Origin of the sequence: Tundrisphaera macrotermitis (genome assembly GCF_051175315.1) — a bacterium.
In the GTDB taxonomy this organism is placed as follows: Bacteria; Planctomycetota; Planctomycetia; order Isosphaerales; family Isosphaeraceae; genus Tundrisphaera.
Genome location: NZ_CP195100.1, coordinates 5,316,290 through 5,329,097 on the forward strand (window position 1 = coordinate 5,316,290; position 12,808 = coordinate 5,329,097).

The window sequence follows — 12,808 nt, forward strand, 5'->3', positions numbered from 1 at the left end:
CGGAATCTCGCATGCTTCGTCGCGACGGCTTGCTGGCGGCCCTGATGGCGGGATCCCTGATGGCCCCCGGGTGCGACCGGCCGGTCGCGAAGCCCGCCGAGAGTAAGCCCCCCGAGGTCCTGGTCAGCCTGCCGACCACCGAGGAAGTGACCGACTACGAGGAGTTCATCGGGCACGTCGACGCGGTCCAGTCGGTCGAGGTCCGGGCCCGCGTGACCGGCTACCTCAAGAAGGTGAATTTCGTCGACGGCGATGAGGTCAACCAGGGGGACCTCCTGTTCGAGATCGACGACCGTCCCTACCGGGCCGAGCACGACCGGGCCCTGGCCAGCCTCGAACAGGGGAAGGCCCACCTGGGCCGGCTGTCGCGCGACCACTCGCGTGCCGAGGTCCTGCTGTCCCGCAACGCGATCGGCCGCGAGGAATACGACCGGATCCAGGGGGATTACGCCGAGGCCATCGCGCTGGTCGGGGTCGCCCAGGCGGAGGTCGACAAGACGCAATTGAACCTGGAGTTCACCCGGGTCACGGCGCCGATCTCGGGTCGGCTCAGCCGCCGCATGGTCGACCCCGGCAACCTGGTCCAGGCCGACACCACCCCGCTGACCTCGATCGTGTCGCTCGACCCGATGTATGTCTACTTCGACGTCGACGAGCGGGTGATGCTCCGGTTCCGCCGACTGATCAGCGAGGGGAAGATCAAGTCGCGGCAGGAGGAGGAGCGCCCGGTGCTGATCGGGCTGGCCGACGAGGGGAACACGTTCCCGCACGTGGGCAAGATCAACTTCAGCGACAACAAGGTGGATTCAAGCACCGGGACCCTGCGGGTCCGCGGGTCGATCGACAACCCCAAGCCGCGCATACTTTCGCCCGGGATGTTCGTCCGTGTCCGCCTCCCGGTCGGCTCGCCCCACAAGTCGATCCTGATCTCGGAGCAGGCCCTGGGGGCCGACCAGGGGAAGAAATTCGTCTACGTGGTCAACGACAAGGACGAGGTGGTCTACCAGATCGTCGAGGTCGGCTCGCTGAGCAATGGCAAGCGGGTGATCGACAAGGGGCTGGCCATGGGCGACCGGGTCGTCGTCAGCGGGCTCCAGCGGGTCCGGCCGGGGATCAAGGTCGTCCCGCGCTCGGAGGAGGAGTTCCGCAAGCAGGCGGCCGATGCCGCGGCGAAGCCGATCGACCCGGCCAAGAGCAAGGCCCCGACCCACGCCTCGATCCACTGACGCCCGCCCGCCCGACCGACGGCCCTTGACGCACCGGGAGGAGAGGCCGTGATCTCTCGCTTCTTCATCGATCGCCCGATCTTCGCCGCCGTCCTGTCGATCGTGATCACGCTCGCCGGGGGGATCGCGCTATTCACCCTGCCGGTGGCGCTATATCCGCCGATCGCGCCGCCGGTCGTGCAGGTGAGCTGCACCTTCCCCGGGGCCAGCGCCCAGGTCGTATCCGACTCGGTCGCCACGCCGATCGAGGAGCAGGTCAACGGCGTCGAGGGCATGATGTACATGGCCTCGCAGTGCACCAACGACGGCGGCTACAACCTCACCGTCACGTTCAAGCACGGCGTCGACCTCAACATGGCGCAGGTCCTGGTCCAGAACCGGGTCAACCTGGCCACGCCCAAACTGCCCGACGTCATCAAGCAGACCGGCGTCACGACCCGCAAGAAGGCCCCCGACATCCTGCTGGCGATGGCGCTCAACTCGCCCGACCCCCGCTACGACCAGCTCTACCTGAGCAACTATGCCCTGATCCACCTCAAGGATGAGATCCTCCGCATCCCGGGCGTGAGCGACATCGGCATGCTCGGCCAGCGCGACTACAGCATGCGGATCTGGGTCGACCCCGAGAAGCTCGCCTCCCGCGACATGACCGCCAGCGACGTGGTGGCGGCCATCCGCCGCGAGAACATGCAGGTCGCCACCGGCCAGATCGGCCAGCCGCCGGTCCCCTCCGGCCAGCTCATCCAGGTGCCGATCAGCCTCCTCGGGCGCCTGGAGGATGTGGAACAGTACGAGAGGATCATCGTCAAGAAGACCGCCGACGGCCGGATCGTCCGGGTCCGGGACATCGCCAAGGTCGAGCTCGGGTCCAAGAACGAGGACCTGAGCTGTTCGGTCAACGGCAGGCCATCGATGTCGATGGCCATCTTCCAGCTCCCCGACGCCAACGCCCTGGAAACCGCCGACCTGGTAAAGGCCAAAATCGAGGAGTTGAGCCACTCGTTCCCCGTCGGCATCGGCTACGAGATCCGCTACGACACCACCCCGTTCATCCGCGACTCGATCAACGAGGTGTTCAAGACCCTCCGCGAGGCGGTGATCCTGGTGGCGATCGTGGTGCTGTTGTTCCTGCAGAACTGGCGATCGGCGATCATCCCGCTGGTGGCGGTGCCGGTGGCCATCGTGGGGACCTTCGCGGTGATGGCGGGGATGGGCTTCTCGCTGAATAACCTGACCCTGTTCGGGCTGGTGCTGGCCATCGGCATCGTGGTGGACGACGCGATCGTGGTGGTGGAGGCGGTGGAGCACCACGTGGAGCACGGGATGGCGCCGCGGGACGCGACGATCCGGGCGATGGAGGAGGTGAGCGGCCCGGTGATCGCCATCGGGCTGGTGCTGACGGCGGTGTTCGTGCCGTGCGCGTTCATCACGGGGATCGTGGGCCAGTTCTTCCGGCAGTTCGCGCTGACGATCGCGACGTCGACCTTGATCTCGGCGTTCAACTCGCTGACGCTGTCCCCCGCACTCGCCGCTCTCCTCATCCGGCCGAGGACCAACACCAACCGGGTGGCCCTGCCCAAGCCGGCCTATGCCCTGTTCGGCGCCTGGCTGGCCTATCTCTACCTCGGCCCCGAGCTGGCGGCCCGCATGGGGCCATACAAGGCCGGCGCGAACGTGCTGGCTGGGCTGATCGGGATGGTGGCCGGGTGGGCGATAGGGATCGGCTTCGACAAGCTGCTGGTCTGGTTCTTCGGGATCTTCAACCGGGGCTTCAACCTCGCGACCGACCTCTATACCTGGACGGTCGGGATCTTGCTCCGGCTCGCCGCCGTGAGCCTGGTGGGGTACGTCGCGCTGCTGGCCCTGACCTACGTCGAGTTCAAGCGGGCCCCGTCCGGCTTCATCCCGTCGCAGGACATGGGCTACCTGCTCTGCAACGTCCAGCTCATCGACTCGACGTCGAACGAGCGCACCAAGGAGGTGATGGACCGGATCGAGGCGATCGCCAAGAAGATGCCCGGGGTTAGGCACACCCAGGCGATCACCGGGCAATCGCTGCTGCTGGGCGCCAACGGGTCGAACTTCGGGTCGATGTTCTGCGTGCTCGATCCGTTCGAGGAGCGGCCGACGGCGGACCTGTACAGCGACGCGATCATCGCCAAGCTCCGCAAGGCGTTCGCCGACCAGATCCCCGAGGCGATGGTCACGGTGCTCGGGCCGCCCCCGGTCCGGGGCGTGGGCCGCGCCGGCGGGTTCAAGCTGATGATCGAGGACCGGGGGGACAACGGGGTGTCGGTCCTGGAAGGCCAGACCGAGAACGTCCTGGACCTGGCCAAGAAGGACAAGCGGCTGGCCAACATGGCCTCGACCTTCCGGGCCAACGTCCCCCAGTACTTCGTGGACGTGAACCGGGCCGAGTGCATGACCAAGGAGGTCCCGCTCAAGGACCTGTTCGACACCCTGCGGATCTACCTGGGCTCGCTCTACGTCAACGACTTCAACAAGTTCGGCCGGACCTGGCAGGTCGTGGTCCAGGCCGACCCCCAGTTCCGCAACGCCATCGAGAACGTGAAGCGGCTGAAGGTCCGCAACGCCCGGGGCACGATGGTGCCGGTGGGCACCCTGGCCGACTTCCAGCAGATCAACGGCCCCTTGATGATCCCCCGGTACAACATGTACCCGGCCGCGCCGCTGAACGGGGCGGCGGCCCCGGGCACCAGCACCGGCGACGCCATCGCGATCATGGAGAAGCTGGGCCGGGAGAACCTCCTGGACTCGATGAAGTTCGAGTGGACCGAGCTGGCCTACCTGGAACTCCAGGCGGGCAACACCGCGATGCTGGTCTTCGGCTTCGCGGTGGTCATGGTCTTCCTGGTGCTCGCCGCCCAGTACGAAAGCTGGTCGATGCCGCTGGCGATCATCCTGGTGGTGCCGATGTGCCTGCTGAGCGCCATCATCGGCGTGAACCTGGCGGGCCAGGACATCAACATCTTCACCCAGATCGGGTTCGTGGTGCTGGTCGGGCTGGCCAGCAAGAACGCGATCCTGATCGTCGAGTTCGCCAAGCACCAGCGCGACAAGGGGATCAGCCGGCGGCAGGCGACGCTGGACGCCTGCCGGCTCCGGTTCCGGCCGATCATCATGACCTCGCTGGCGTTCATCCTCGGGGTCCTGCCGCTCCTGTACGGCCACGGGGCCGGGGCCGAGATGCGGCGGACCCTGGGGACCACCGTCTTCAGCGGGATGCTCGGCGTGACGATCTTCGGCGTGCTCCTGACGCCGGTCTTCTTCTTCGCCATCGACTGGCTGGGCGAGACGCGGCTGTTCGGCTCGCCCGCCCTGCAGAAGATCCTGAAGTTCCCCCTGACGATCCTCTCCGGGCGGCTGTTCCGCGAGATGATCGCCCGCCGGAAACGGCCCGCGAAGCGTCCCCGGGTTGATGAGCTAGCGGTGCCGGTCGCGATCCAGGATCGCGAGGGCGAACTCGTCGAACAGAAGTGAGGCCCCCCGCCCATGTCGCGATTCTTCATCGATCGGCCGATCTTCGCCTCGGTGCTCTCGATCATCATCACCCTGGCCGGCGGCATCAGCGTCGGTGCGCTGCCGGTTTCGCAATATCCCGACATCACCCCGCCCACCGTCGAGGTGTCCGGCTACTACCCCGGGGCCAACGCCAAGGTGGTGGCCGACACCGTCGCCGCGCCGATCGAGCAGCAGGTCAACGGCGTCGAGGGGATGATGTACATGTCATCCCAATGCACCAATGACGGGATGTACACGCTGACGGTCACCTTCCGGATCGGCATCGACCTCGACATGGCGCAGGTGCTGGTCCAGAACCGGGTGAGCCTGGCCGAGCCGATCCTGCCCGAGCTGGTCAAAAGGCGCGGGGTGATGGTCAAGAAGAAGTCGCCCAGCATCCTGATGATCGTCAACCTGTTCTCGCCCGACGATTCGCAGGACAACCTCTATCTCAGTAATTACGCCACCATCCAGATCCGCGACGAGTTGTCCCGGCTCGACGGCGTGGGCGACATCACCTACCTGGGCCAGCGCGACTACAGCATGCGGGTCTGGCTCGACCCCGGCAAGATGGCCTTCCGCAACCTGGCGGCGACCGACGTGGCGGCGGCGATCTCGCAGCAGAACACCCAGGTGGCCGCCGGCCAGATCGGCCAGCCGCCGGTGCCCACCGGTCAGGTCTTCCAGTACACGATGACCACCCTGGGCCGGCTGGTGGACGCCGACCAGTTCGGCGACATCATCCTCAAGACCGACGCCGCCGGCCGGATCGTCCGGCTCCGCGACGTCGCCACCATCGAGCTAGGTGCCCAGGGCTACGACCAGACCTGCACCCTGGACGGCAAGCCGTCGGTCGCCCTATCGATCTACCAGAGGCCGGGCTCCAACGCCCTGCAGACCGCCGAGCTGGTCCGCAACAAGATGGAGGAACTCAAGAAGGAGTTCCGCAAGGGCGTCGACTACGCGATCGTCTACGACACCACCCCGTTCATCAAGGAGTCGGTCCACGAGGTCGTCAAGACGTTGCGGGACGCGGTGATCCTGGTGGCGATCGTGGTGCTGTTGTTCCTGCAAAACTGGCGATCGGCGATCATCCCGCTGGTGGCGGTGCCGGTGGCGATCGTGGGGACCTTCGCGGTGATGGCGGGGATGGGCTTCTCGCTGAACAACCTGACGTTGTTCGGGCTGGTGCTGGCCATCGGCATCGTGGTGGACGACGCGATCGTGGTGGTGGAGGCGGTGGAGCACCACGTGGAGCACGGGATGGCGCCGCGGGACGCGACGATCCGTGCGATGGAGGAGGTGAGCGGCCCGGTGATCGCTATCGGGCTGGTGCTGACGGCGGTGTTCGTGCCGTGCGCGTTCATCACGGGGATCGTGGGCCAGTTCTTCCGGCAGTTCGCGCTGACGATCGCGACGTCGACCTTGATCTCGGCGTTCAACTCGCTGACGCTGTCCCCCGCGCTGGCCGCTCTCCTCATCCGGCCCAAGAATCGGGAGAAGCCGGAGGCCCTGCCCGGCCTGGCCTACGCCCTGATCGGCGCCTGGGCCGCCTTCGCGTTCCTGACCCCCCAGATTGAACCCCCGATGCTGGCGCACCAGTGGCCGGCCTGGTCGGCGGTCGCCGCGTCGCTCCTGATCGGGGCGGTCGCCGGGTGGGCCGTCGGCCTGGTGCTCGACCGCGTCCTGGTCTGGTTCTTCGGCGTCTTCAACGCCGGGTTCGAGGCGGCGACCAACGCCTACACCCGGGTCGTCGGCTGGATGCTCCGCGGGAGCATCGCGGTGCTGGTCCTGTACGCCGGCCTGCTCTACCTGACCTATGACACGTTCCAGAGGACGCCGACCGGCTTCATCCCCGCGCAAGACAAGGGCTATCTCCTGGTCAATGTCCAACTCCCCGACGCGACCTCGGTGGAGCAGACGCAGAAGGTGATGCGGAAGGTCGAGGCGATCGCCAGGGAGACGGAGGGCGTCGAGCACACGGTGGCCCTGGCCGGGCAGTCGATCCTGCTCAACGCCAACGCGCCCAACTTCGGCGCCGTCTACGTGATGCTGGAAGAATTCCACCACCGCCTGAAGCCCGAGCTGCACGGCGAGGCGATCGCCGCGACGCTCCAGGACCGGCTCCAGCACGAGATCCTGGACGGGCTGGTCAACGTCTTCGGCGCCCCGCCCGTGGAGGGTCTGGGCACCGCCGGCGGGTTCAAGGTGGTGATCGAGGACCGGGGGGACAACGGGCTGGAGGCGCTCCAGGCCGCCGCCGAGAAGACCGTCTCCGAGGGCGGGGCCGACCCGGGGCTCACCGGCCTGTTCACCAGCTTCCGCGCCAACACCCCGTGGATCTTCCTGGATATCGATCACGACAAGGTCAACGCGATGGATGTCGGCATGGACGAGCTGTATAACAGCCTCCAGGTCTACCTCGGCTCGCTCTACGTCAACGACTTCAACCGCTTCGGCCGGACCTGGCAGGTGAATGTCCAGGGGGCGGCCGATTTCCGCAAGCAGACCGAGGACCTCAAATCCCTGAAGATCCGCAACCGGCGGGGGGGCATGGTCCCCTTCGGCGCCATGGCCGCCGTCCGCCCGGTGAGCGGGCCGGTCCTGATCATGAGGTACAACATGTACCCGTCGGCGGCCGTCAACGGATCGCCGGCCCCCGGCAGCAGCTCGGGCCAGGCCATCACCTCCGTCAACAACCTGATGGAACGGGACCTGCCCCCCTCGATGCGGACCGAGTGGACCGAGCTGGCGCTGCTCCAGCTGGAGACCGGCTCGACGGCGATGTACGTCTTCATCCTGGCGGTGGTCCTGGTCTTCCTGGTGCTCGCCGCCCAGTACGAGAGCTGGTCGCTGCCGTTCTCAGTCATCCTGGTGGTGCCGATGTGCCTTCTCTGCTCGGTCGCGGGCGTGCAGATGGCCCGGATGGACATCAACATCTTCACCCAGATAGGCTTCATCGTGCTGGTCGGCCTGGCGTGCAAGAATGCCATCCTGATCGTGGAATTCGCCAAGGCCCGCCGCGAGGAGGGGGTGCCCGGCTACCAGGCGACGCTGGACGCCTGCAAGCTCCGGCTCCGGCCGATCATGATGACCTCGCTGGCCTTCATCCTCGGCGTGGTACCGCTGGCCCTGTCCGAGGGGGCGGGCTCGGAGATGAGGCGGGCCCTGGGCACGGCGGTCTTCGCCGGCATGCTCGGCGTGACCCTGTTCGGCATCTTCCTGACACCGGTCTTTTATTACGTGATTCAGGGGTTCAACAACCTCATCTCCCGCGTGCGGAGGCGGATCGACCCCGCCTCGGCCCCGGGCCCCGATGCGGACTTCCACGACGGGATCGAGGGGGGGCCGGATGGTAAGGGGGGCCCGAACAAGGCGGAACCCGCCTATTCCGGGGCCTGAAGCCCGGATCGGGGGCCGGGGTCATGCCGCGCGTATGTCCGCGGAGGTTATCCATGAATTCGATCGATGCATGGCTCCATCCCTGCTTAAGAATGGCCGTTATCTAAAGAAATCGATGATCTCAGGTCGGCTTCGTGGTAGTATGGAAAGAATCAAGGCCGAAATAATCCCGGATGATCGTCATCCGGGTCACTTTTCAAGAGTTGTGACCAATGGTTGATCACACGACGCGGACGATGGCTGTCCGCCTGAAAGTCAAGAACGCCTCATCCCATCCCAGTCGCGGGCTGGCGATGCTGTGCATGGGATGCGGTTCGCCGCTGGAGATCCATCAGCCCGACCAGGCATTTCCCGACAGGATCCTGGGGACCTGCGAGGACTGCCATGGCTGGGTCGTGGCGGACTTCGCCCCGGGCCGGGATGATCAGCTGATGCTGTTCCTGCCCGGCACCCCGCTGGCGGAGTGCGTGGGCCTCGCCCACTGACCGCGCCGGCCCGGGCCGACGCATTGCCACTCCGGGTCGCCGTTCCTACCATGAGGGTAGCGGGGCGACGTGGGGTGATGCGTCCTGGCCTGCAAGCCGAGGTGTGGTGGCGATGTCCGAGATCCTGCCGGTTGGTCGTGTGTTCGATGTCACGGCCGAGACGTTCCTCGACGATGTGGTCGAGCGCTCGGCCACCATCCCTGTCGTCGTCGATTTCTGGGCCGAGTGGTGCCAACCGTGCCGCACCCTGGGCCCGATCCTGGAGAAGCTCGCCCACGAGTACGACGGGGCATTCCTGCTGGCGAAGGCCGACACGGCCAAGCTGGGCGACATCGCGGCCGGGTTCGGCGTGCGATCGATCCCGGCGGTGTTCGCGGTGCGCGACAAGAAGATCGTCGACTCGTTCGTCGGGGCCCAGCCGGAGTCGATGATCCGGGCGTGGCTGGCCCGCGTCCTCCCCTCCCCGGCCGAGATCCTGTCCGCCGAGGCGTTGGGCCTCGAAGCCGGCGACCCGGCGGCCGCCGAGGCCAGGTACCGCGAGGCCCTGGCGGCCGCGCCGGACTTCGTGCCCGCGAAGGCCGGCCTGGCCCGGCTGGCGCTGGCGGGGGGGCGGATCGACGAGGCCCGCGAGATCGTCGAGGCCCTGGCCCGCCGCGGCTATCTTGAGCCGGAGGTCGAGTCGATCCAGGCCGAGTTGGCCCTGAAATCGAGCGGGGCGTCCGCCGGCGACATCCCCCGGCTGCGCGAGGACCTGGCCGCCGCCCCGGGCGACCTGCCCCGCCAGCTCGCGCTGGCCGAGGCCCTGGCCGCCGCCGGCGAGACCACCGAGGCGCTCGACCTGGCACTTGACCTCGTGGAGCGCGACCGCCGCAACACCGGCGAATCGGCCCGGAAGTTGATGATCTCCCTGTTCCACCTGCTGCCGGCCGATTCCGAGATCGTCACGGATTATCGACGCCGACTCTCCTTCGCCCTGTGACCCGGGGCGGGCCCAACCCGGAGGATCCCCGATGGCCGATGCGGTCGAGAAGACGGAAAAGGAATGGCGCGAGCTGCTGACGCCCGAGCAGTTCCGGATCATGCGCGAGAAGGGGACCGAGCCGGCCTTCCGCGGCCAGTACTGGAACACGAAGACGCCGGGCACCTACCGCTGCGCCGGATGCGGCGAGCCCCTGTTCTCGTCGGACGCGAAGTACGACTCGCGCTCCGGCTGGCCCAGCTTCTACCAGGCCCTGGACCCCTCGAAGATCGCCGAGCACGCCGACCGATCCTACGGGATGATCCGGACCGAGGTCACCTGCCGCAGGTGCGGCGGCCACCTGGGGCACCTGTTCGACGACGGGCCGGCCCCGACCGGGATGCGCTACTGCATCAACTCGGCGTCGCTCGAGCTCCAGGGTCAGGCCACCGACCCGGAGTAGAGGCCGGCGATCTCCTCGCCGATGCAGAGCTGGATCGGCCGGTTGAACCGGTCGCGCAGCTCGGTGGTCGGGTCGATGCCCAGGGCCCGGTAGATCGTCGAGGCCAGGTCGGCCGGGGCATACGGCCGGGTCGAGGGGTACGCCCCGATCCGGTCGGTCTGGCCGATCACCTGGCCCCCCTGCACGCCGGCCCCCGCCAGGGCCACGGAGAACGCCTTGGACCAGTGGTCGCGGCCGTCGGGGCCGTTGGCGTTGCCCGTCGAAGCCCCGATCCTCGGCGTGCGGCCGAACTCCCCGGCCAGCACCACCAGGGTCTCGTCGAGCATCCCCAGCGACTTCAGGTCGTCGAGCAGGGCCGACACCCCCCTGTCCAGGGGCGGGAGCAGGTCGTTCTTGAGCCTCTTGAAGTTGCCCGAGTGGGTGTCCCAGTTCTGCACCCGGCCCATGTTGGCCTGGACGATCGGCACGCCCGCCTGGACCAGCCTCCGGGCCAAGAGCAGCGACTGGCCGAACATGTGGCGGCCGTAGCGGTCGCGGACCTCGGCCGGTTCCCGGTCCATCTCGAAGGCCCGCGCCACCTTGCCCGAGAGCAAGAGGTTGTAGGCCAGTTCCCGCTGCTCCGACATCGGATCCTTGCCGGAGACCGATTCGGCCAGTTGGTCGCGGGTGGCGGCCAGTTCATCCAGGAGCGATCGGCGGCGATTCATGGTCTCGACGCTGAACCCGGCGGGGGGCGACAGGCTTTCATCGCGGAAGTCGGGCTTGTTGGGGTCCTGGCGGATCTGGAGCGGGTCGAACTTCGGCCCGAGGAAGCCGGCGTGCTGCCCGGGCCAGGTGAGCGGGCCTTCCATCAGGTAGGTCGGCAGCAGCACGCCCGACGGGACGCCGTCGCCCCGGGGCCGGATGTAGTCCAGGGCCGAGGCGTAGTTCGGGTAGTCGTCGCGCGAGGCGACCTTGTCGAAAAACGCCCCCGGCTGCGGGTGGCCGGTCAGGAGTTGATGGGTCGCATTCAGGTGATTGGTGTGGGCGTGCGACATCGACCGCACGACGGCCAGCAAATCGGCGTGGCGGGCCATCCCGGGCAGGTGCTCGCAGTAGCGGACCCCCGCGGCGCTCGTGTCGATCGGCTTGAACTCGCCGCGGATCCCCTCGGGGGCATCCGGCTTCATGTCGAACGAGTCGAGATGGCCCAGCCCCCCGGTCAGGAAGACCAGGATCATCGACTTCGCGCGCGGGGATGGCGACGGGGCATCGGCGCGGGCCCTGCCGGCGAGCAGGTTCGGCAGCCCCAGCCCCAGGTAGCCCGAGAACCCGACCTGGAGGAATTCGCGACGGATCATGCCGGGGCCGTTGGTTTGGAACATGATCCCATCGTTCTCCCGTCGTGAGGATGCGCCCGGGGTCCCGTGCGCATTTCGAGCTTACCCCTCGCCGGGGCCCGGGACAAGCGATGACGCGGACTTCCAGGTCACAGCCCTCCGTCGAACAGGTCGCGGATGGTCGGTAGGTATTTCTCGGGGGAGGCGGTGTTGACCAGGACGACGCGGTCGCCGGGGCGGATCGTCCCGCGATCGGCCAGTTCCGGGAGCGCGGCCAGGGTGGCGGCCCCCTCGGGAGACCAGGCGAAGCGGCGGTCGCGCCACTCGGCGCGGATCGCGTCGCGGATCGCGGCGTCGGACACCGCCACGGCGCACCCGCCCGTGTCGCGGATGATCCGCAGGACGTTGATGTGCCCGACGTTTTTGGCCACGTTGAGGCCGGTGGCCACGGTCGATCCCGGCTCGCGCGGGGTGATGTCGGTGTCCCCGGCGTCGAAGGCGCGGACGATCGGGGCGGTGGCGTCGCTCTGGACGCAGACCATTCTCGGGCGCTTCGGGCCGACCAGCCCGAGGACCTCCAACTCGTCGAACGCCTTGGCCATGCCGACCACGCCGGTCCCGCCGCCGGTGGGGTAGACGATCACGTCGGGCAGGCTCCAGGTCCGGTCGGCGAGGCGGTCGCCCTGGGGCTCGGCCATCTCCAGGCCCAGGGTTTTCTTCCCCTCGGTCCGCCAGCCCGGCTCCTGGAAGGTCGCGACGCTGAAGAACCCGCGCGGGACGTAGTGGTCGCGGACCCTCGCGGCGCAGTCGACGATCGTCCCGGCGACGAGTTCCAGGCCGATCCGGCCCGGGTGGAGCGCGGCCAGAGCGGCGACGTTGCCCAGGACCGGGCGGTCGGTGTCGGGCGACATCACGATGGCGGCCTCGACGTCCGGGGCCGCCGCCGCGTAGGCCGCCAGCGAGTCGCCGGCGTTGCCCTGGGTGGGCACGGCCAGCCGGGTCAGGCCCAGGCTGCGGGCCATGGCCACCGTCATGGCCATGCCGCGATCCTTGAACGACAGGGTCGGATTGCCGCCGAACCCGGCGTGGTGCCGCCCTTCGTCCTTGACCTCGAACCGGCACCCGAGCCGATCGGCCCAGGGGTGGGGGTAGTCGAGACTCGGGGTCCCCCCGCCGCCGATCGGGACGATCCAGCGGCGGTCGGCCGGGTCGGCGATGTCGAGCGGCAGGAGGCCGCCGAACCGCCACAGGTCGCGCCGGGACGGATCCCAGCCGCCGTCACGCCCCCGCGCGGCGGCCAGCCGCTCCAGGTCGAGCACGACCTGAACGGGGCGGCCGTCCTTCTCGCACAGGTTCATCGCCCGATCGCGGGGATAGGTCGCTCCGCAGGTCGGGCAGGCCAGGTGAGATACGAAACCCATCGCCACCCTTTC

8 protein-coding genes are annotated in these 12,808 nt (G+C 68.1%); 6 read left to right on the plus strand and 2 right to left on the minus strand.

The window, feature by feature from the left end; all coding sequences use genetic code 11:
- Positions 1-11 precede the first annotated feature (11 nt).
- From TA3x_RS21625 to msrB, 6 genes are all read left to right on the plus strand, one after another.
- Positions 12-1,226, plus strand: a complete 1,215-nt coding sequence (locus TA3x_RS21625) for an efflux RND transporter periplasmic adaptor subunit (RefSeq protein WP_435016749.1) — start codon at positions 12-14, stop codon at positions 1,224-1,226.
- Between the two features lie 48 nt (positions 1,227-1,274).
- Positions 1,275-4,727 (plus strand): efflux RND transporter permease subunit, encoded by a 3,453-nt coding sequence (locus TA3x_RS21630; protein ID WP_435016750.1) that lies wholly within the window; start codon positions 1,275-1,277, stop codon positions 4,725-4,727.
- A 12-nt stretch (positions 4,728-4,739) separates the two neighbouring features.
- Positions 4,740-8,150 carry an efflux RND transporter permease subunit gene (locus TA3x_RS21635; RefSeq protein WP_435016751.1) on the plus strand — a complete coding sequence of 1,137 codons (3,411 nt, stop codon included), beginning with the start codon at positions 4,740-4,742 and terminating at the stop codon, positions 8,148-8,150.
- Positions 8,151-8,386: 236 nt separating this feature from the next.
- Positions 8,387-8,635 (plus strand): hypothetical protein, encoded by a 249-nt coding sequence (locus TA3x_RS21640; protein WP_435016752.1) that lies wholly within the window; start codon positions 8,387-8,389, stop codon positions 8,633-8,635.
- Between the two features lie 112 nt (positions 8,636-8,747).
- Positions 8,748-9,614: a tetratricopeptide repeat protein gene (locus TA3x_RS21645; protein ID WP_435016753.1), complete on the plus strand. Its 867-nt coding sequence runs from the start codon at positions 8,748-8,750 to the stop codon at positions 9,612-9,614.
- A 31-nt stretch (positions 9,615-9,645) separates the two neighbouring features.
- Complete coding sequence (msrB, locus tag TA3x_RS21650) at positions 9,646-10,056, plus strand: peptide-methionine (R)-S-oxide reductase MsrB (RefSeq protein WP_435016754.1); 411 nt, start codon at positions 9,646-9,648, stop codon at positions 10,054-10,056.
- Here msrB and TA3x_RS21655 read toward each other — a convergent pair.
- Positions 10,035-11,420: a DUF1501 domain-containing protein gene (locus tag TA3x_RS21655; protein ID WP_435016755.1), complete on the minus strand. Its 1,386-nt coding sequence runs from the start codon at positions 11,418-11,420 to the stop codon at positions 10,035-10,037. The genes msrB and TA3x_RS21655 overlap by 22 nt on opposite strands.
- A 104-nt stretch (positions 11,421-11,524) precedes the next feature.
- On the minus strand, positions 11,525-12,796 hold the full coding sequence (locus TA3x_RS21660; RefSeq protein ID WP_435016756.1) for a threonine synthase: 1,272 nt from the start codon (positions 12,794-12,796) through the stop codon (positions 11,525-11,527).
- Positions 12,797-12,808 lie beyond the last annotated feature (12 nt).

Coding starts and splice junctions, on each gene's coding strand:
- TA3x_RS21625 (WP_435016749.1), top strand. CDS start 12: ATGCTTCGTCGCGACGGCTTGCTGGCGGCCCTGATGGCGGGATCCCTG.
- TA3x_RS21645 (WP_435016753.1), top strand. CDS start 8,748: ATGTCCGAGATCCTGCCGGTTGGTCGTGTGTTCGATGTCACGGCCGAG.
- TA3x_RS21635 (WP_435016751.1), top strand. CDS start 4,740: ATGTCGCGATTCTTCATCGATCGGCCGATCTTCGCCTCGGTGCTCTCG.
- TA3x_RS21655 (WP_435016755.1), bottom strand. CDS start 11,420: ATGTTCCAAACCAACGGCCCCGGCATGATCCGTCGCGAATTCCTCCAG.
- msrB (WP_435016754.1), top strand. CDS start 9,646: ATGGCCGATGCGGTCGAGAAGACGGAAAAGGAATGGCGCGAGCTGCTG.
- TA3x_RS21660 (WP_435016756.1), bottom strand. CDS start 12,796: ATGGGTTTCGTATCTCACCTGGCCTGCCCGACCTGCGGAGCGACCTAT.
- TA3x_RS21640 (WP_435016752.1), top strand. CDS start 8,387: ATGGCTGTCCGCCTGAAAGTCAAGAACGCCTCATCCCATCCCAGTCGC.